Raw genomic sequence first — 21,206 nt, 5'->3', positions numbered from 1 at the left:
TTAAACAGAGGTAAATTATGTCAGTAAAATTGAAATCCATCGTTGCAATCAGTGCATTATTAGGAACATTAATTCTTGCAGGCTGCGATCAGGAACCAAGAGATCCAGACCACATTAAGGTTGGGGTAATTGTTGGGCCTGAACTTGAAGTGGCAGAAGTTGCCAAAAAAGTGGCCAAAGAGAAATATGGACTTGATGTTGAGCTGATTACGTTCAATGACTATGTTCTGCCAAATGAGTCACTGAACAAAGGAGATATTGATGTTAACGTTTTCCAACATAAACCTTTTTTAGATCAGCAAGTGAAAGAACGCAATTATAAGCTGACTATTGTTGGTAACTCTTTCATCTATCCAATCGCGGCTTATTCAAGAAAAATTAAATCTCTGGGTGAGCTAGAAAATGGTAATCAGATTACGATACCAAATGATCCAACCAACCAAGGCCGGGCGCTTTTATTATTACAAAAGCAAGGCTTAATCACGCTAAAAGAAGGAGTGGGTCTACTACCAACCGTTTTGGACATTATCAATAACCCTAAGGACTTAGATATTGTAGAGTTAGAAGCACCGCAATTACCACGCTCGCTAGATGATCAAAAAATTGCCTTTGCTATTATCAATAATGCCTATGCGGGTCAGGTTGGTTTGACGCCAGAACAAGATGGTTTATTTGTGGAAGACAAAGATTCACCTTACGTAAATATCATTGTCAGCCGTGAAGACAATAAAGACGCTGAAAATGTTCAAAAGTTTGTTAAAGCCTATCAATCTGAGGAAGTAGAACAAGCTGCCCAGAGAATTTTCAAGGGTGGTGCGCTAAAAGGCTGGTAACCTTTCATCTTCAGTCAATCAAGATTAAAATTATAGGGCGGATATTATTATCCGCCCTATTTTGATTGGGGGAGCCAAACGCTTTTTATCGCAGTTTCATGTATCGACATTCACAGTCCCCCACTCACCGGCCTTACCAGAATAAGGATTCAACGCGATGCGTATGCTACCTATCTGTTTCATAACACTATTTATGGTTGGGTGTACTTCTCTGTCAACTCAGGTCGAAAAACCTACTCAGACAGGCTCAAAGTTGAAACATCAGCCAGCCAAGAAAAGTAAAGTGTCGTCTTACGTTCAGCTATACACTAAGACAGAAGAACTGTTAGGCACTCCATTTAAAAATTTAGGCATCGTTTTCGGGGAATCCTGTCGCACTACACGACAAGATCCGCCTGCCAGCATTGCAGTTGCACGGAAAAACATGCTGGTAAAAGCCGCATCTCTGAAAGCTGATGCAGTATTACTTCATCAATGCGCAATACTGTCTAATCACAACTGCTACCAGACTGCGATTTGTGAAGGATCTGCCCTGCTTACCACTAAATAACGATGATTAAAAAAACGCTCATGGCCGATTTTCATTTTACTCAAATAGGAACCATCCATTCTCCTTATAAAGAGAAGTTTGCCATTCCCCGCCAACCGGGTTTGGTAGAAGATGGGGCGGGACAACTAGAGTTGCTGGCTCCTTATAACCAGATTGATGCGATACGTGGGATTGAACAATTCAGTCATTTATGGATTATTTTTGTTTTTCACCAAACTATGAATGGTGGCTGGAATCCATTAGTTCGCCCACCCCGTTTGGGGGGAAATGCCAAAATGGGCGTGTTTGCTACCCGCTCGACATTCCGCCCCAATCCGATTGGTATGTCGCTGGTAGAATTGAAAGGTATTCAATGCCAGAACAATCGGGTCATACTGGAACTTGGCAGTCTGGATTTAGTTGATGGTACACCCGTTATCGATATCAAGCCCTATCTGCCTTTTGCCGAATCTCGCCCAGAAGCCAGAGCGGGTTTTGCACAGAAGGCGCCAGACACCGGAATGGAAGTCTCGTTCTTGCCAATAGCTGAACATCAACTATCGTCCCATCAGGCAAATTATCCTCATTTACGACGTTTCATCAGTCAGATATTGGCGCAGGATCCTCGCCCGGCCTATCGTAAGAAAGAACAGGAAAACCGGATATATGCAGTTCATATTCTGGATTTCAATGTTCGCTGGCAGATACGTGACGCCATGACGGAAGTGGTTTCTATTGAACACCGTTAAAACCCCTTTTGACATAGCAAACTCGCTGGTAGACTAGCGGTTTATCTTTATTTTCTGGGTTGGGTGGCACAATCTTGTCGCCCAGAAGCAATTTGCTGTCCAATGGAAACTTACTATGCGTACTAGCCAATATCTGCTCTCTACTTTAAAAGAGACGCCTGCTGATGCGGAGGTTGTCAGTCATAAACTGATGCTTCGTGCCGGCATGACACGTAAACTCGCCTCAGGTCTGTACAACTGGATGCCTACAGGTGTCCGTGTATTAAAAAAAGTCGAAAACATTGTTCGTGAAGAGATGAATAATGCTGGGGCGATTGAAGTTTCCATGCCGGTAGTTCAACCGGCAGATTTGTGGCAGGAAAGTGGCCGTTGGGAACAATATGGCCCAGAATTACTGCGTTTTGAAGATCGTGGTGCCCGTCCTTTCGTTCTCGGGCCGACTCATGAAGAAGTCATCACCGATCTGGTTCGTAATGAAGTGACTTCATATAAACAACTTCCACTGAACCTGTTCCAGATCCAAACCAAATTCCGTGACGAAGTCCGTCCGCGCTTCGGTGTCATGCGTTCACGCGAATTCATTATGAAAGATGCTTATTCTTTCCATACCAGCCAAGAGTCTCTACAAGAGACTTACGATAAAATGTATGATGCCTACAGCAAAATCTTTACCCGTATTGGGCTGGATTTCCGTGCTGTTCTGGCAGATACCGGTTCTATCGGCGGGAGTGCTTCCCATGAATTTCAGGTTCTTGCTGACAGCGGTGAAGATGATATTGCCTTCTCCACAGAATCTAACTACGCAGCCAATATTGAATTGGCTGAAGCAGTTATGCCATCCCACGAACGAGCTGTCCCATCAGAAGATATGCATTTGGTAGAGACACCAAATGCTAAAACCATTGCTGAACTGGTCGAACAATTCAACTTGCCGATTGAGAAAACCGTCAAAACTCTGATCGTCCATGCGGCAAAAGAAAGCAGTCATCAACTGGTCGCATTGCTGGTACGCGGTGACCATGAACTGAATGAAATCAAAGCAGAGAAACTACCATTGGTGGCAAGTCCGCTGAGTTTCGCTACCGAAGAAGAAATTCGTGCCGTTGTACAGGCAGGCCCAGGTTCCTTAGGGCCAGTAAACCTGCCTATGCCTGTTATCATTGACCGTAGCGTATCTGTCATGAGCGACTTCGGCGCAGGCGCAAATGTTGATGATAAACATTATTTCGGCATTAACTGGGAACGTGACTTACCACTGCCTGAAATCGCCGATATCCGTAATGTCCTTGAAGGTGATGCTAGCCCAGACGGTCAAGGTACACTGCTAATCAAACGTGGTATTGAAGTCGGTCATATCTTCCAGTTAGGCACCAAATACTCTGATGCCCTGAAAGCCACTGTACAAAATGAAGATGGTCACAATCAAGTTGTCTCAATGGGATGTTACGGCATTGGCGTAACCCGTATTGTTGCCGCAGCTATTGAACAGAACCACGATGATCGTGGCATTATCTGGCCAGATGCCATTGCTCCATTCCAAGTCGCTCTTTTACCTATGAATATGCACAAATCTTATCGGGTGAAGGAAGTTGCTGAAAAATTATATGCAGACTTACGTGCCAATGGTATTGATGTGATTTTCGATGATCGCAAAGAGCGCCCAGGTGTCATGTTTGCTGATATGGAACTGATCGGTGTGCCGCATACTCTGGTTATTGGCGATCGTAATCTGGATAACGGCGAAGTTGAATACAAATACCGTCGTAATGGTGATAAGCAAATGCTTAAACTGGAAGGTATTATTGAATATCTGAAAGAACAAATTAAACAGCATTAATACTGTTTAAGCGCCTTTGTTCAAGTTCAGAAAAAACCTGCGTATTCAATACGCAGGTTTTTTTATGTATAACGGCTAAGTTTTGTTATTTTCTGGTCTGACAAGAGGCTGACTTATCAAAATGGATTTTGCCTGTTTGAATCAGTGCATGATCAAACATACCATCTTCCATCGAAGGCCGAAGCGAGTAGTAACCTTCGACTTCCACATAAACAGGCTCTCCCCCTTCCACACCAGTCGCACTGTAGCCACGTTCCAAATCGATATTTTCAGACGCATCATAGTGTTTTCCGGTACGACACTCTGTAAATGTCGCACTGTCAGCTATATAGCTGTATTCCCCCGCCATCTTTTTCGGCGTAACTTTTCCCAATTCATAATTGAAATTTGACTGGATTGGTTCACCGTCGATATCCAGCATGACCAGATTTTCACCTTTCATCTGATAATAAGATTTCTTACCATCCTCATGCGTCAAATCTATCTTTTTGCCGCTTTTTATCCAATGACCTGTTTCGAAAAAAGTGTTTTCTTCATTTTTAGCTTCCAGATAAATTTGCCCCAATATATATGAGCCATCACTTGAAAGCTGCAAAGTAGTCTCAATACCTGTACAGTCCGCACAAGGTACAACGCCAGTAAACACTCTCTCAGCTGTCTGCAATTTATTCTGAAGTGTATTCTCCTGAAGCGTAGCATTATCTTGAGAGGCCACTTTGTTCTGACACCCAACCGCGGTTAACACTCCCACAGCGAGCAATATTTTTTTATTCATCATCATTTTCATCCAATAAATCCAGCAGATAACCTAATATTCATAACGTCCATACCATGTAAAACATGAACTTTTCTTAACAAGATTGACATTACTGTACCGTATCTCAAAATGCATAGGGAAAAAAATCAAATAATATGACGTAATTTCGTTGCGTAATGATAAGACTTAGATTTAATCTACTTGCTTTCCAACGCAATTCAACAGACTTAATTCAGTAATCACGGAAAGTTTACTGTGCTATAGTCGTAGGTAGCATTTTTGCGTTTGATCTTGGTCAATCACGGGCGGCACAATAACCGCCACTAACATAGTGGTGAGAAAATATGTCTATAGATACTGAATATCAACCAATTAATTGTGATGATTATGATAACCTTGAGCTAGCTTGCCAGCACCAGCTTCATTTACACATCCAACTGCAAGGTGGTGGCATATTTGAAGGAAAAGCTAGTAAGCTGATTTTAAGAAAAAAAGTCGAATATATTCTCGTAGAATCAAATGAAGAAACCCGTGAATTAAGGTTGGATCACATCATCAGTTTCAGCAACCCGGAAATTGGTACGATTGTTATTGAGCATTGAGCATTGCTCGACCTGACCGTGTTCAGAAAGCTCACATTGATACACAAAATCACACACAAAGTCCTCATATATCAAATGAGGGCTTTCTTTTCAAATGACTATTTTTATCTACGTTTGGTTTTTCCAGCTATGACTCCAGCAATTTGTTCATTTATCACTGTGGTATAAATCAAATCCCATAATATATATTCAGTAAAGAATAAAATTTACCTTCAGTAACCTTTAATAGATACTGAGGGTAAATTGATAAATAGAGCATGGTACGTAAATCCAGAATATAAGTGTTTATGGATGTCTTTATAGGAGGTTGCGTTAATTTAAGGCTGAAATAGGTAGATTAAGCAGAATACGGCATTCTGTCCCATTTGATTGAAAGTATCTCCTTTTCCGCCAAAGGCTGTCCCTCCTTGGTTACAAAAACATCCAATGCTGCAACCAATTTTTCATCATAATAAAGCAATGGTGTTCTTTCCCTAAGCCAAGGTGCGATACCTAATTCCTGCCATAATTTTTTACTGTGCCGGGAATGCCGACGACCCACGATGCTAATATTTCCCTGTACACCAAAACGAATGGTTACCCGCTCATTTCTATCGGGCATTCTGACATTAATACCACTTTCTTCTGACAACACCAGCATGCCCAAACCATCGGGTAATCGCAGTTCTTGTGCTATATCCCATTCAAGTAGAGTTCCTGCCAACGATTGGCATTGAGGAACCAGCCAGAGTTGTTGCCGATAACGGCGAACATCGTGCTGCCCCAATCTAAAACGTGGCTCGGCATCCTGTCTGGAAAGCGCCACTTCCGACCAAATTTTCTGGAGTTGTTCACGCGCAGGCATCTTCACACCATGCTGATTGAACCATCTACGTAATAAAGCATTACGCTTGGCCTCAGAACAATCCACCAACGGTGAAATGGCTATCGCACCTTCCGGAGTTATCAGCTCATTCAACGATTCATTAAGCAATTCATCCAACAATTGTTCTTGCTCTCCACACAAGCTGGCACTGCGAGAAGCAGATTGAGGGAAATGAGGCCAGCGCTGGTTAAGCAATGGCATAATATGCAAACGCAAAAAATTGCGATCATAACGATCATCTTGGTTGCTATCATCTTCTATCCATTGCAACCTCTGTGTTTGTGCATACGTTTCGAGTTCTGCACGACTGGCATTCAGCAATGGACGAATCAGCGTTGTTCCAGAAAATGGCATGGAAGAAGGCATAGATGATAATCCGGCAGGGCCACTCCCCCGTTTCAATGCCAGCAGAAAGGTTTCTGCCTGATCATCAAGATGCTGCGCCGTGACCAAAATTTCACCCTGTTGCAATTCATGCTGGAATGCCTGATAACGGGCATCACGAGCCGCCGCTTCAATGCCATTTTGCCGGATATCAAGGCTGACTTTTTCGACCCGAAAATCGACCTTCCAGTCGGCACAAATCTGGCGACAATGTTCAACCCACTTATCCGCCTTTGGATTTAAACCGTGATGGATATGAATTGCTCTTAGCTCTATTTGATCACGAATGACTCCGCTGTGGGATTGGTAACGTAACTGAACCAGCAAATGCAGCAATACGGTGGAATCCAATCCACCGCTAAATCCAACCAAGACTTTTTTATGTCGCCCTAACTGATCGATTAACATCGTTAACAGAGGTATATGAGTATTGATCATTGTGAGTGAAAACCTTCTTTCATTTGGCGGTATCAATCCTCAATCAAATCATCACTCAATTTATTCTGTGTCGCAGGTTCGGTCTTTGCACTGATGCAGAGCAGCCCCGATATGATAACAAGCACTAAACCCACAACATAAGCGGGGACAAATGCATCACCAAAGAACAGAATAAGCCATATCATCGACAACACCGGTGATAAAAATAAGATTGAGGCAATTTTAGGCGAATCAGGGCTATTCATAGCCTTAAACCAGATAATATAGGATACGCCATTCAATATGATGCCGTTGAGCAGCGTTGGCATCAGTGAATCACCCACTGGCCAATTGAAGCTGCTAAATACCAATAAAAACACCGCCGATACTAAGGTAGAACAAGCAAATACCCAAAATGTATTTATATAAGGGTCAATCGCGAAATGTTTCGATAACACAGACATCAAGGCAAAACAAAATGCCCCACTGAATACCAGCAACAGAGCCTGCGGATGTTCTACTGCAATCCGGGTAATATTTCCTTGCGTAAACGTGATCACAACGGCAATAAAACCAAGCGTGATGCCAATCATCTGCCGGATTGACAATTTTTCTTTTAACAGTAAAAACGACAACCCGATGATCATCAGCGGCCAGCTATATTGAACGACCAAGACAGCAACGCCGTTTTCGATGGAATAACCGTAATAGAGCAATAAATAGAAGAAACAGTCCAGAGTACCTAATATCAAAACTTTAAACATAACTGGAAAGGGAATAAATAAAAGTTGTTTCAAATTTCTACCCATCAGGACAGCAACAAAGAAAACCGCCAGAACGGATAGAATATTTGACCAGAACAAATATTGGAAATGGTCCATCCCTTTTTGACCCAAACGGGATATGGAGGGAACAAAACTCCAGATCAACACACAGGAAAACGCGTAAATAATATATTTATATTTGTCCATAGAAAAACCCAATTTATTATTTTTCGAGTCTAGCTGATAAAACAGCCTATTTCATCCCAATTTTGTCAGAATGATAATACCAGACAGTATGGAGAGTGCTGATTTCATTACCTATAAACAATAAAACAGGTGGAAATACTGAAGTTCTATCTCTCCCCAGTACTGTCCACCTGCAAATAACAATATTAAAAATAAAGCTGGATTGTAATAAAAACAGCTTTCAGGACTTAGCAGTAACCGTATTGCATTAAACGCTCATAACGGCGATTAACTAATTCTTCGCTGTTCAGATGATCCAAATCAGCAAAATCAGCCAGTAATTGCGCTTTTAATGCTTGAGCAATCGCATCATAGTTACGATGCGCCCCGCCCAGTGGTTCCGGAATAACGGAATCAATCAATTTCAACTCTTTCAGGCGTGGTGCGGTATTACCCATCGCTTCGGCTGCCAGTGGAGCTTTTTCGGCACTCTTCCATAAGATGGAAGCACAACCTTCCGGAGATATGGTAGAAAAGGTGCTGTATTGCAACATATTCACCTTGTCACCCACACTGAGTGCCAACGCACCACCAGAACCGCCCTCACCGATCACCGTACAGATGACAGGTACGGACAGGCGGGACATTTCACGCAGGTTACGGGCAATGGCTTCTGATTGTCCACGCTCTTCAGCCCCTACGCCCGGATACGCGCCAGGAGTATCAATAAAGGTAATGATCGGCAGTTTGAAACGCTCTGCCAACTCCATCAATCTCAACGCCTTGCGATAACCTTCTGGCGATGGCATACCAAAGTTACGGCGGATCTTTTCTTTTGTCTCACGGCCTTTCTGATGACCAATCACCATGACCGGACGCCCATCAAGCCGTGCCAAACCAGCAACTATCGCCTTGTCATCCGCATAGGCACGATCACCCGCCAGCTCTTCAAAGTCAGTAAAAACGCGCTGAATATAATCCAGCGTATAGGGACGGAGCGGGTGACGTGACAGTTGAGATATTTGCCATGCCCCCAGATCAGAGAAAATCTTGCGGGTTAATTCAAGGCTTTTTTCTCGCAGACGCTGGACCTCTTCATCCAGATTTATATCTAGCTTTTCATCTTGACGGCTAACTGCGGTGAGCGAATCAATTTTCGCTTCCAACTCGGCAATCGGCTGTTCAAAATCCAGAAAATTCAGACTCATAACGTTCCTATTTTAGTCAAATTCTAATTCTACCTGCTCGTTACCCAGCAGAGTTCGCAGATCTGTCAAAAGGGTATCCGTCGGCGTTACCCGCCATGTTGCACCGAATCGTAAACGGGCACGGGCATCTACCCGCTGGTAATAAAGATGAACTGGTATCGTACCTGAACGATGCGGCTCCAATACGCCACGGAGACGATTAAATAATTGTTTATTAATTTGCCTGTCTGATAACGAGATAGCTATCCCGCGTGCAAATTTTTCACGCGCCTCACTGATATCCATTAATTCACGGACTGTCATTTTAAGGCCGCCGCTGAAGTCATCAAAGCTGACTTGCCCGGTAGCAATTAAAATTTTGTCCTGTTCCAATAAATGCTGATACCTTTCCAGTGCATCAGAAAACAGCATGATTTCCAGCCGTCCTGAACGATCATCCAAAGTACAGATGCCAATCCGATTGCCTCGTTTGGTTGTCAAGATTTTGGATGCCAGCACCAAACCTACCACAGTCGTGACTTGACCACGAGGTGTCGGGCTCACATCTTTTAGACGCAATCCATTCGTATATCGTTCAATCTCTTTCAAATAACTTGTGATCGGGTGACCCGTTAAATACAACCCCAGCGTTTCCCTCTCACCATCTAACACGACTTGTTCTGGCCATTTCGGTGTACTGGCATATGAAAGCTCAACCTGCTCTGGTTTTTCAGCCAGCACACCAAACATATCTGTCTGGCCAATGGCTTCTGCTTTAGCATGTTGATCAGCCGCTTTCAACGCGTCTTCCAACGAAGACATCAAGGCCGCACGATGTGGTCCCAGCCTGTCAAACGCTCCTGACATAATCAGCTTTTCCATCACACGACGGTTCAGCTTTTTGGTATCAACACGCGCACACAGATCAAACAGTTCTTTGAAATGCCCCTCTTTTTGACGTGCTTCGAGGATTGCTTCAATCGGCCCTTCACCCACACCTTTAATCGCACCAATGCCGTAAACAATTTCGCTTTCGTCATTGACATGGAAATGATACAGACCACTGTTGATATCCGGTGGTAAAACCTTAAGCCCCATGCGCCAGCATTCATCCACCAGCCCAACGACTTTTTCTGTGTTATCCATATCCGCCGTCATCACGGCCGCCATAAATTCTGCCGGATAATGAGCTTTTAACCATAAGGTTTGATAAGAAACTAACGCATAGGCAGCAGAGTGAGATTTGTTGAAACCATAACCCGCGAATTTTTCCACCAAATCGAAGATTTTTATGGCGAGTTCGCCATTAATACCTTGGCTTATCGCGCCCTCTTCAAATACCGAGCGCTGTTTAGCCATCTCTTCCGGCTGCTTCTTACCCATTGCGCGACGGAGCATATCTGCACCACCGAGGGTATAACCTGCCAGCACCTGAGCAATCTGCATCACCTGTTCCTGATACAGAATAATACCGTATGTTGGCTCCAGTACGGGCTTCAAGGATTCGTGCTGCCACTCAACATCTGGGTATGAAAGCTCTTCCCGCCCGTGTTTACGGTCGATAAAGTTATCCACCATACCGGATTGTAATGGCCCCGGACGGAACAGCGCCACTAATGCGATCATATCTTCGAAACAGTCGGGACGCAGGCGTTTGATCAGATCTTTCATCCCACGGGATTCAAGTTGGAACACCGCCGTAGTTTCAGAGCGTTGCAGCATATCGAAACTTATCTGGTCATCCAGCGGAATTGCCGTAATATCAATCGGTTCCAGATTTTTATGAGTACGACGGGCGTTCACCATATCAAGCGCCCAGTTGATAATGGTCAAGGTTCTCAGGCCAAGGAAGTCAAACTTCACCAGACCCGCATATTCCACATCGTTCTTATCAAACTGAGTGACGGGGTTCAGGCCTTCCGGATCACAGTAAATCGGTGAAAAATCAGTGATCTTGGTCGGGGCAATGACCACACCACCCGCATGTTTACCGGCGTTACGGGTGACACCTTCCAATTTGCGAGCCATGTCAATCAGCACCCTGACTTCTTCATCCGCCTCGTAAATTTCAGGCAATTGAGGTTCAGCCGCAAATGCCTTTTCCAACGTCATGCCAGGATCAGGAGGCACTAGTTTCGATATTCGATCAACAAAGCCATATGGGTGCCCCAATACACGCCCAACGTCACGAATAACGGCTTTTGCCGCCATCGTACCGAAAGTGATGATCTGCGATACCGCATCCCGCCCGTACATATCCGCAACGTGGTCAATCACCTGATCACGTTTTTCCATACAGAAATCGACGTCAAAGTCAGGCATCGAAATACGTTCAGGGTTGAGGAAACGTTCGAACAGCAAGTCAAATGCCAACGGGTCAATATCGGTAATTTTCAAGGCGTAGGCGACAAGGGAACCCGCACCGGAACCACGCCCCGGCCCTACGGGTACGCCATTATCTTTCGACCATTGGATAAATTCCATCACGATCAGAAAATAGCCGGGGAAGCCCATTTGGTTGATAACTTCCAGCTCTATATCCAGACGCTCATCGTATTCGGAACGTTTTTCCGCTCTGATTTGCGGATCGGGATAGAGAAAATTCAGACGATCTTCCAGGCCTTGCTTCGACTTTTCAACCAGATAGTCTTCAGTGCTCATATCCCCTGTTGGAAACTGTGGCAGGAAATATTCACCGAGACGAATAGTCACATTGCAGCGTTTAGCAATTTCGACACTATTTTGCAGCGCTTCAGGAATGTCAGAGAATAGCTCACACATCTCCTGTTCACTGCGCAGATACTGCTGAGGGCTATAGTTTTTAGGGCGTTTTGGATCAGCCATCGTATAGCCATCATGAATGGCAACCCGAATCTCATGGGCTTCAAAGTCGTCACTTTCCAGGAAACAAACGTCATTAGTTGCCACAACAGGTAAGTTTTTTTCTGCTGCCACTTCGACGGCAGCATGAAGATAATTTTCTTCGTCTTGACGTCCTGTACGGATCAATTCAAGGTAATAGCTGTCCGGAAAATGTTCCTGATAGAAATCGAGGCACTGATCCGCCATCGCCCGATTTCCGCGCAGTAAGAATTTGCCGACATCCCCCATTCGCCCACCAGACAGAAGAATCAAGCCGGCTTTGTATTTTATCAGCCATTCTTGTTTGATCGTCGGACCAATCGCACCATAGCCTTTCTGATAAGCTTCGGAGATCAAAAAGGTTAGGTTTTGATAACCTTCGTTATTACGGGCAAGGATCGTCAGATGGGCATATTCATCCCCCAGCAGATCACTTTCCACATAAAAATCAGCGCCTATAATCGGCTTGATACCTGCACTATGGGCACTGCCATAGAATTTCACCAAGCCGCACAGGTTAGTAAAATCAGTGATCGCAAAAGCAGGCATATCCAATTTAGCCACTTTTTTTATCAGTGACCCTGTTTTGGCTAAACCGTCAATCATTGAATAGTCGCTGTGAACACGTAAGTGTACAAAACGTGGTTCTGTCATAGTTTGCCCAGATTACTTATCCAAGACCCAGCGCTCGTTTGACCGGCGCAAAGCTTTTACGATGATGTTCCGTAGCGCCCAGCAAAGCCAGTTTTTCCAGATGCAAAGCGGTCGGATAACCTTTGTGTTGCGCGAAACCATAATCAGGAAATTGCTTACCCAACTCAGCCATTTCTCTGTCACGTGTCACTTTTGCCAAAATAGAAGCAGCGCTTATTTCCGCCACCAGACTATCCCCCTTGATCACCGCCAGTGCCGACATCGGCAATGCGGGACAACGGTTCCCATCAATCAGGACATAATCCGGTGTGATAGCTAAACCTTCCACCGCTCGCTGCATGGCAAGCATGGTAGCGTGGAGAATATTGAGTTGATCAATTTCTTCTGGTTCAGCGCGACCAAGGCTCCAGCACAGCGCCTTTTCTTTAATTTCCAGATAAAGTGCTTCACGCCGCTTTTCTGTAAGTTTTTTCGAATCCATCAAGCCTGTAATCGGTTTGGCAGGATCAAGAATAACTGCCGCAGTAACCACTGCCCCGACCAGTGGGCCACGCCCAACTTCATCAACACCGGCAATCAAATTCGCCTGAGGATAAACAAAATCCATTATCTTCTCGCTAATTCCAGAACCGCTTGTGCAGCTTGTTCATCGGCATCACAGCGAATGCTTTCATGCAAATGCAGAAACGTTTGTTTCAACGCTTCCACATCAGCACCACCTTGCAAGAGAGGCAACAATGCCTCAGACAATGCTTGTGGCTCACATTCGTCCTGTAATAGTTCTTTAACTAATTCTTTGCCTGCCAGCAGGTTAGGCAGAGAAACATACGGCGTTTTCACCAGCCGCTTTGCCAGCCAGAATGTAAAAGGTTTCATTCTGTAGCCCACCACCATCGGGCATTTGGCCAGCATACACTCCAGCGCAGCCGTACCTGAGGCCAGTAAAGTCGCATCACTGGCGATCATGGCTTTACCGGCGTTACCGTCCAACATATGGACAGATAAATCCGGCGCAATCTCATCTTTAATACGCTGAAACTGCTGATGCCGCTTGGCATTCACCAATGGAACCAATACATGCAGATCAGGAAGAATTTTCCTCAGCAACTGCACGGTTCTAAGAAAATCAGCACTCAACATCTCAACTTCTGCATGGCGGCTACCCGGCAGTATCGCTAGACAATGGGCATTTAAGGGAACACCCAAAGCCTCCCGGGCTGCCATTTTATCCGTTTGCAGTGGCATCGAATCAGCCATCGTGTGGCCAATAAATTTGCATGGAACGCTAAATCGATCATAGAACGCTTTTTCAAATGGCAAAAATGCCAGTACCAGATCCGTTGCCCGGCCGATTTTGAAAACCCGTTTCTGACGCCACGCCCATACTGATGGACTAACGTAATGAATCGTCCTAATCCCTCGCTGTTTCAATCGCCCTTCCAACGTGATGTTAAAATCCGGGGCATCGATACCAACAAAGACATCCGGCTTCAACGCGGTAAATCGTGCTGTTAAATCTTTGCGGATTTTCAACAAACGGGGCAAGCGTCCTAATACTTCAACGATCCCCATGACTGCCAGCTCTTCCATCTCATACCAGGCTTCACAACCTTCCGCCTGCATAAGAGGGCCAGCAACACCCACAAAGTGAGCATCAGGAATTTGAGCTTTCAATGCGCGAATCAGCCCGGCTCCAAGAATGTCACCGGACGTTTCTCCGGCAACCAAAGCAATTGTCAGCGGGCGCTGATTGTTAACAGAAGAGAAGGTAGCCAAAGGAGTATCCTTCATCTACTTAACGAATGATGCCACGGCTGGATTTTGCTGAATTTTCCAGAAAATCACTGAATGCTTTCACATGTGGGTTATTTGCCGTCTGAAGCTCAATTTCTATTCTGGCTTCTTCCAGCGTTCTTCCGCTACGGTAAAGCGCTTTATAGGCATTACGGATTGCATGCAGCGATTCTTTATCAAATCCACGGCGCTTCAAGCCTTCAATATTCAACCCGAAAGGTGTGGCATGGTTTCCCTGTGCAATGACATAAGGCGGGACATCCTGCGCAACACCAGAGCAACCGCCTACCATAACATGAGAGCCAATCTGACAGAATTGATGGACAGCTGTCATTCCACCGATAATGACGTAATCGCCCAGAATGACATGCCCACCCAGCGTGCCGTTATTCGCAATGATACAGCGATCACCAATCATGCAATCATGGGCAATGTGGGTGTTAATCATCAGCAGATTGTCACTGCCAATTTTAGTCAAACCGCCACCCTGAACGGTGCCACGATGAATCGATGCGCTTTCACGAATACGGTTACGATCACCGATCTCAACGCGAGTCGGCTCACCCTGATATTTGAGATCCTGATTTACTTCACCAATAGAGGCAAATTGATAAATCTGGTTATCACGGCCAATTTTGGTGATCCCGTTGATCACAACATGGGATTTAACTTCAGTCCCTTCACCGATCTCAACCTGAGAACCGATATAGCAAAATGGGCCAATACGGACATTGCCACCAATAACTGCACCCTCTTCAACAATGGACGAGGGATGAATAACAGCAGTTTGATCAATCATATATTAAGCCTCACGACGGCGAGCACACATCATTTCAGCTTCGCAAGCCACTTCTCCATCGACTTTTGCTACGCCCTTAAAACGCGCAACACCGCGACGTTCTTTAATAAATTCAACTTCCAGAACCATTTGATCACCTGGCAGAACCGGACGCTTGAAACGAGCGCCATCGATAGCGGCAAAGTAATACAACTCACCCGGAGCCAGCGAGCCAACGCTTTTGAATGCCAGAATTCCGGTTGCCTGAGCCATTGCTTCAAGGATCAGGACGCCTGGAAAAATTGGCTTACCCGGAAAATGCCCCTGAAAGAATGGTTCATTAAATGATACATTTTTGACTGCGCGTAGAAATTTACCTTCCTCAAAATCCAAAACACGGTCTACCAGCAAAAACGGGTAGCGGTGAGGTAGCAAATCCAAAATCTCTTCAATTTGCAGAGTACGATTATCACTCATCTAAATACTCTTCCTGTCTATATAAGAATCATAGTATTAACGACACGGCCTGCGTTAACTCCAAATGCAGAGTTATCAGGCAGGCCGCAAAAAATAAAAACACAACCAAAAAACGTTTGTATGATTACTCGTTTTCACCTTCACGCTGGCGTTCTACAGATTTAAGCCGTTTATTCATTTCATTGATATTCATGACTAAAGCAGCAGTTTTACGCCAAACTTTGTTCGGTTGTAATGGGATACCAGACGAGTATACACCAGGCTCTGTAATTGGACGCATCACCATGCCCATACCAGTCACGGTCACTTTATCACAGATTTCTATATGCCCATTAATGACGCTGGCTCCACCAATCATACAATAACGACCAATTTTCAGGCTACCCGCCATAGTGACACCACCAGCCACGGCTGTGTTGTCACCAATTATGACGTTGTGAGCGATTTGGCACTGGTTGTCAATGATAACACCATTACCGATAACTGTGTTATCCAGCGCTCCGCGATCGATAGTCGTAGAAGCACCGATTTCAACGCGGTCACCGATGACCACTGAGCCTAACTGTGGAATTTTAATCCAGTTGCCACGGTCATTGGCATAGCCAAAACCATCCGACCCGATCACAGTGCCTGACTGAATAAGGCACTGTTCGCCAATTTCAACGTTATGGTATACCGATACATTGGCCCAAAGGCGGGTTCCTGCACCAATACGCGTATTTTTGCCAATAAAGCAACCCGCACCGACAATGACATTGTCACCCAGAATAACGCCAGATTCGACAACAGCATTTGCACCAACCGCCACATTTTTTCCCAATTGCACTTCAGAAAATATCACGGCTGATGGATGAATATCCTGCGCAGGTTGTGGCGTCGTATCCATGATTTGTGCCATACGTGCATAGGCAAGATAAGGATTATCAACAACCAGTGCAGCGACCTTACAATGAGTAAGATCAGATTCACGCAGCACAACAGCCGCTGCCTGACATTCTGCAAGTTTGTCAGTGTAACGGCTGTCAGATAAAAATGTAATTTGTTCGCTATTTGCTGAATACATTGGCGCAATGCTGGTGATGACGATATCGCCATCACCATGTAATTGCGCATTCAACTGCTGAGCGAGATCAGCTAATCGAATTGAAACCATCTACTTATTTAACCTGCTTCAGTACATCTGCGGTAATGTCTTTACCCGATACGGAATATAATACGGTATTAGCATCAAGAACAACGTCGTAACCTTCTTTACCTGCAACCACTTTAACGGCATCGTGAATACGCGTCAGGAGTTTGTTCTGCTCTTCCATCTGGCGGCGACGGCTATCGTTATCAAGAGACTGCGCCTTCTGGGCATAGTCGTTACGCTGTGCCATCACTTCTTTCTCTAATTTTGTGCGTTCGCTGGCTTTCATGGTTGAACCATCACGCTGAAGTTTCTGCACCTTGGTCTGCATATCAGCTTCCATACTCTGCAACTCGGATATACGGCCTTTAAATTCGCTATCCAACTGTTTTACAGCAGCTTCACGAGCCGGTAACTTTTGGATGATTTCACCAACATTCACGACTCCGATTTTGTCCGCTGCCTGAACACCCGCAGAGAAAGCTAATGCGATACCAAAGCTTGCCGCACACAATACTTTTTTCACTATAAACTCCTTTGACCCACGCTATTTTTTACATGTTGGAAAATTAACAATCACCTTATCTAGTAATAAGGCGATTTTCCGCCAAAAACGATTAATTACTACCAAGTGCCGCCGATGTTAAATTGGAACTGCTCCGCTCTATCACCTTCGTATTCCTTGATTGGCTTCCCATAAGAGAAGGTCAATGGCCCCAACGGTGACAACCATTGCAATGCAATACCGGCCGAAACACGGATATTATTTGGCTTGCTGTAGTCAGGCAGACCAGGGGAAATATTGTTCCAGTTGGTATCCCACACGGTTCCCGCATCAACAAAGAAGGAAGTCCGTACAGTATTGGCATATTTCGCATCCAGGAACGGTGTTGGCGTAATCAGCTCAAAGCTGGCAGTCGCTAACGCATTCCCCCCCACAGCATCACGGGATGGACTATTTTTTTCTGGTTCTTTGTTCTCACCTAAATAAATCGCTTTTGGACCGATATTATTCGAACGGAAACCACGGACACTATTAGAACCACCAGCATAGAAGTTTTCATAGAATGGCATTTCCTTGCCACCAAGACCGCCACCATAGCCCATGCGGGTGCGCCCCATCATTATCCATGAATTTTTATCATCAATCGGATAATAACCTGTAGCGCTCCAAGTAAGTTTATAGTACTGGTTGTCTGAGCCTGGCAGAGCCACTTTGGCATCCACTGAAGACTTGAAACCCGAAGTTGGGAAGAAACCACGGTCAAAGTTGCCATATATCCAACTGAATGTCAGTGGGAAATCATTGGAATCGAACGATGCCTTGCCCTTCAAAGGTGGCTCTTTGCCCATTTTTTTCAAATAACGCCACATCGCTGCCTGTGGACGCATGTTCGACAGTGAGTTATGGGCATAGCCCAATCTCATGGCCAACCTGTTATTTTCATTCAGCGGGAAGCCCAAAATACCTTCAGTACCGTAGGCTTTATTGGTATAACCAGAGAGTTCGGCATCATCTGCACGGAAATCGTTATAGTACACACGACCGCCCAGACTTACGCCATCCACTGTGAAGTAAGGATCGGTAAAGGACAAATCCGCAGAGGTCGAATAGTCATTTTTGCTGGCACTGATCCCCACAGAGTTACCCGTTCCCAGCCAGTTTTCCTGCTGAAGACCGACCTGGAAGCTCATGCCACTTTCAGTACCGAAACCAACACCAAAGTTCATAGAACCCGTATTGCGTTCTTTGACTTTATAAACCACATCAACCAAATCTGGGCTACCGGATACACGTTCTGTATCCACATTAACCGTTTCAAAAAAGCCCAGTCTGTCCAGACGCTCTTTGCCCTGTTCAACGCGATCGCTGCCTAGCCATGCCCCTTCCATTTGACGCATTTCGCGGCGAAGCACAGAGTCTCTGCTAATATCATTACCTTCGAAGCGGATTTTACGCACATAGAAACGGTTACCTGCATCCACATTAACATGTAACTTAACCGTTTTGTCTGTATCGTTGATTTCAGGCTGTGTAATCACTCGTGGGTAGGCATAGCCATAACGACCAAGCAGGTTTTTAATTGCCTTTTCCATCGAGGTCACTTCTGTACCGTTATACAGCGACCCAGGCTGAATGTTGGTCAGTTTTGTGGCTTCAGACTGATAACCGGCCAAATTACCGTTCAAATCAACACTGGCGATCTTGTACTGAGCGCCTTCATTGATATTCACGGTGATATAGATACCTTTTTTATCTGGCGTCAGATTGACTTGAGTCGAATCAATATTGAAGCGGGCATAACCTCGATCAAGGTAGAAACTGCGCAAAGTTTCAAGATCACCCGCCAATTTCTGTTTCTGGTATTTCTGGTCAGCCATAAAGTTCCACCAAGGAATATCATCCCTGAGCTGGAAACGGTTGAGCAATTCATTTGTAGAAAATGCTTTATTGCCGACAATATTAATCTGCTGGATCTGCGCTGAGATCCCTTCTGAAAATATGAGTTTCAAATCAATACGGTTACGGGGCAGCGGCGTGACAACGGCTTTCACCGTAGCATTGTATTTACCAACACTGTAGTAAAAATCTTCCAGCCCTTTTTCCATATTAGACAGCATGGTGCGGTCAAGAGCTTCACCAACACTAACACGAGAGGACTCAAGGTTTTTCTTGAGCATGTCATCTTTCACCGATTTGTTACCGGAGAAAGTAATGCTGGCGATGGTTGGCCGTTCTTTAACCTGAACGACGAGTGTATTGCCATCACGCAAGACACGGACATCTTCAAAGTTTCCAGTCGCGAACAGTGTATGAATCGTGCGACTGATATCCTCATCGCTGATTGTATCACCTACGCGAACTGGCATATTCAGTAATGCTGCACCAGAAGTGACACGTTGAAGACCCTCAAAATGAATGTCCCGAACCACGAATCCGTCTGAACTGTATGCAGTGGCGCTGCCGAACAGCAGCGACGCTATGAGCAACTTTTTCATCGCCATCGTTGTTATGCGTTTTCCTAACCGGTCTCCCACCTTAGAAGCGGGAGAAATCATTGAAAAGTGCAAGCCCCATTAATAACACCAGTAATATAGTACCAATGCGATAACTGAAGTCTTGTACACGCTCGGAGACTGGCCCTCCCTTGATCTTCTCAATAGCAAGGAAAAGCAAGTGTCCACCATCTAGTACGGGTAATGGGAACAAATTAATGATCCCAAGGTTGACACTAATCAGCGCCAAAAACATCAAATAATACACCAAGCCAGAATCAGCCGATACTCCAGCGCCTTTGGCAATGGAAATAGGGCCACTCAGGTTATTGAGTTTCACATCCCCCACAATTAATTTACCGATCATATTGACAGTCAGCTTCATCAATTGCCAAGTTTTGTCTCCTGCCTGATAAATGGCAGAGAAAGCCCCATATTGTTGAATTACCTTATATTCATCCGCCAGAGGAATAACGTGAAGTTCGGCACCAGCGAAGCCTTCCTCACGCCCATTGGACAACCGCCTGACCTCTGGCGTCAAAGACAGAGGAATGATGCTATTTGCCCTCGCAACGTCCAATTTTAGAGGAACATTCGGATTTTTCCTGATAAAAGATACAAAAGTGTGCCAGACATCCACATTCTGACCGTTGACTTTAACGATCCTGTCCCCACGTTGTAAACCTGCTTTTTCAGCGGGAGAGTCCGGATAAACGTTCTCTACCTGAGAGCTGATTCGTGGTACAACAGGCATAATGCCCAAAGACAGCAAGACATCCTGCTTGGATGGATCAAATGCCCAGTCACGTAAATCTAATGTTTTTTGCATGCTGGCAGCAGCATCCATTGGCATCACATCCATTGACACAAAAGATTCACCCACTTTACTCACTAAGGCCAGACGTACCGAATTCCAATCAAAGGTTTCGATACCATCAACCGTTTTTAGTTCCATTCCGGGCAAAATATTTGCCTGAGCGGCAATAGAATCTGGCTTAACATCCAAAACCACCGGACGCACAGAAGGCACGCCAATCACAAAAACCAACCAATAAGCAATGACTGCCAGAATAAAGTTAGCGATTGGCCCTGCACTGACGACTGCCGCGCGCTGGCCAATGGTTTTATTGTTGAATGCCATATGACGACGTTCGGGAGAAACAGACTCAACCCGCTCATCAAGCATTTTGACATATCCCCCCAGAGGGATAAGAGCAATAACGTATTCGGTTCCCTGCTTATCTGTGCGACGCCAGAGCGCTTTACCAAACCCGATGGAAAAGCGTTCAACGTAGATACCACACCGTCTGGCAACCCAAAAATGACCAAACTCATGCACTGTGATAAGAATACCCAATGCAACAATAAATGCAGCCAGATTCCAGAGAATATCCATTACGTAGCC

The 21,206-nt window shown here is 45.1% G+C and carries 18 protein-coding genes; 5 read left to right on the top strand and 13 right to left on the bottom strand.

Translation table 11 applies throughout. The features are described 5' to 3' along the window. Positions 1-17: 17 nt before the first annotated feature. From XBJ1_RS02675 to proS, 4 genes are all read left to right on the top strand, one after another. Positions 18-833 carry a MetQ/NlpA family lipoprotein gene (locus tag XBJ1_RS02675; protein WP_012987211.1) on the top strand — a complete coding sequence of 272 codons (816 nt, stop codon included), beginning with the start codon at positions 18-20 and terminating at the stop codon, positions 831-833. A gap of 157 nt (positions 834-990) precedes the next feature. Next, the gene (gene rcsF / locus XBJ1_RS02670; protein WP_012987210.1) at positions 991-1,383 is read left to right on the top strand and encodes an Rcs stress response system protein RcsF; all 393 of its coding nucleotides are present in this window, start codon (positions 991-993) and stop codon (positions 1,381-1,383) included. Between the two features lie 20 nt (positions 1,384-1,403). Then, positions 1,404-2,111: a tRNA (N6-threonylcarbamoyladenosine(37)-N6)-methyltransferase TrmO gene (gene tsaA, locus XBJ1_RS02665; protein WP_012987209.1), complete on the top strand. Its 708-nt coding sequence runs from the start codon at positions 1,404-1,406 to the stop codon at positions 2,109-2,111. A 115-nt stretch (positions 2,112-2,226) separates the two neighbouring features. Beyond that, entirely contained in the window at positions 2,227-3,948 is a 1,722-nt protein-coding gene (gene proS / locus XBJ1_RS02660; protein WP_012987208.1) for a proline--tRNA ligase, read from the top strand. Positions 3,949-4,033: 85 nt separating this feature from the next. Here the strand turns inward: proS and nlpE are convergent, their stop codons facing one another. Further along, positions 4,034-4,726, bottom strand: a complete 693-nt coding sequence (gene nlpE, locus XBJ1_RS02655) for an envelope stress response activation lipoprotein NlpE (RefSeq protein ID WP_232503316.1) — start codon at positions 4,724-4,726, stop codon at positions 4,034-4,036. 323 nt (positions 4,727-5,049) lie between these two features. Between nlpE and rof the strand changes: the two genes are divergently transcribed. Continuing rightward, positions 5,050-5,307: a Rho-binding antiterminator gene (gene rof, locus XBJ1_RS02650; RefSeq protein ID WP_012987206.1), complete on the top strand. Its 258-nt coding sequence runs from the start codon at positions 5,050-5,052 to the stop codon at positions 5,305-5,307. A gap of 337 nt (positions 5,308-5,644) precedes the next feature. On the opposite strand, the gene tilS is transcribed toward rof, so the two are convergent. The 12 genes from tilS to rseP form a co-directional block, all read right to left on the bottom strand. Beyond that, the gene (tilS, locus tag XBJ1_RS02645) at positions 5,645-6,994 is read right to left on the bottom strand and encodes a tRNA lysidine(34) synthetase TilS (protein ID WP_012987205.1); all 1,350 of its coding nucleotides are present in this window, start codon (positions 6,992-6,994) and stop codon (positions 5,645-5,647) included. A 32-nt stretch (positions 6,995-7,026) separates the two neighbouring features. Next, positions 7,027-7,944 carry a DMT family transporter gene (locus XBJ1_RS02640; RefSeq protein ID WP_012987204.1) on the bottom strand — a complete coding sequence of 306 codons (918 nt, stop codon included), beginning with the start codon at positions 7,942-7,944 and terminating at the stop codon, positions 7,027-7,029. A 227-nt stretch (positions 7,945-8,171) separates the two neighbouring features. Then, the gene (accA, locus tag XBJ1_RS02635) at positions 8,172-9,131 is read right to left on the bottom strand and encodes an acetyl-CoA carboxylase carboxyl transferase subunit alpha (protein WP_012987203.1); all 960 of its coding nucleotides are present in this window, start codon (positions 9,129-9,131) and stop codon (positions 8,172-8,174) included. A 12-nt stretch (positions 9,132-9,143) separates the two neighbouring features. Beyond that, entirely contained in the window at positions 9,144-12,626 is a 3,483-nt protein-coding gene (dnaE, locus tag XBJ1_RS02630) for a DNA polymerase III subunit alpha (RefSeq protein WP_038198319.1), read from the bottom strand. Between the two features lie 16 nt (positions 12,627-12,642). Next, positions 12,643-13,233, bottom strand: a complete 591-nt coding sequence (gene rnhB / locus XBJ1_RS02625; protein WP_012987201.1) for a ribonuclease HII — start codon at positions 13,231-13,233, stop codon at positions 12,643-12,645. Continuing rightward, positions 13,233-14,417 carry a lipid-A-disaccharide synthase gene (lpxB, locus tag XBJ1_RS02620; RefSeq protein WP_038198318.1) on the bottom strand — a complete coding sequence of 395 codons (1,185 nt, stop codon included), beginning with the start codon at positions 14,415-14,417 and terminating at the stop codon, positions 13,233-13,235. Before lpxB ends, rnhB begins: the two co-directional genes overlap by 1 nt. A gap of 4 nt (positions 14,418-14,421) precedes the next feature. Continuing rightward, complete coding sequence (gene lpxA / locus XBJ1_RS02615) at positions 14,422-15,219, bottom strand: acyl-ACP--UDP-N-acetylglucosamine O-acyltransferase (protein WP_012987199.1); 798 nt, start codon at positions 15,217-15,219, stop codon at positions 14,422-14,424. A 3-nt stretch (positions 15,220-15,222) separates the two neighbouring features. Then, on the bottom strand, positions 15,223-15,675 hold the full coding sequence (gene fabZ, locus XBJ1_RS02610) for a 3-hydroxyacyl-ACP dehydratase FabZ (RefSeq protein ID WP_012987198.1): 453 nt from the start codon (positions 15,673-15,675) through the stop codon (positions 15,223-15,225). A gap of 124 nt (positions 15,676-15,799) precedes the next feature. Then, a complete protein-coding gene (lpxD, locus tag XBJ1_RS02605; RefSeq protein ID WP_012987197.1) occupies positions 15,800-16,828 on the bottom strand; it encodes a UDP-3-O-(3-hydroxymyristoyl)glucosamine N-acyltransferase in 1,029 nt (342 codons plus the stop codon). Between the two features lie 4 nt (positions 16,829-16,832). Beyond that, on the bottom strand, positions 16,833-17,330 hold the full coding sequence (skp, locus tag XBJ1_RS02600; RefSeq protein ID WP_012987196.1) for a molecular chaperone Skp: 498 nt from the start codon (positions 17,328-17,330) through the stop codon (positions 16,833-16,835). 98 nt (positions 17,331-17,428) lie between these two features. Beyond that, the gene (gene bamA / locus XBJ1_RS02595) at positions 17,429-19,810 is read right to left on the bottom strand and encodes an outer membrane protein assembly factor BamA (protein ID WP_038198316.1); all 2,382 of its coding nucleotides are present in this window, start codon (positions 19,808-19,810) and stop codon (positions 17,429-17,431) included. 34 nt (positions 19,811-19,844) lie between these two features. Beyond that, positions 19,845-21,197 (bottom strand): sigma E protease regulator RseP, encoded by a 1,353-nt coding sequence (gene rseP, locus XBJ1_RS02590; RefSeq protein WP_012987194.1) that lies wholly within the window; start codon positions 21,195-21,197, stop codon positions 19,845-19,847. Between the last annotated feature and the right edge of the window lie 9 nt (positions 21,198-21,206).

It is taken from the genome of Xenorhabdus bovienii SS-2004, from assembly GCF_000027225.1.
Taxonomy (GTDB): domain Bacteria; phylum Pseudomonadota; class Gammaproteobacteria; order Enterobacterales; family Enterobacteriaceae; genus Xenorhabdus; species Xenorhabdus bovienii_C.
Note: the sequence above shows the minus strand (reverse complement) of the source record. Positions and strands in the feature narration are given on the sequence as shown.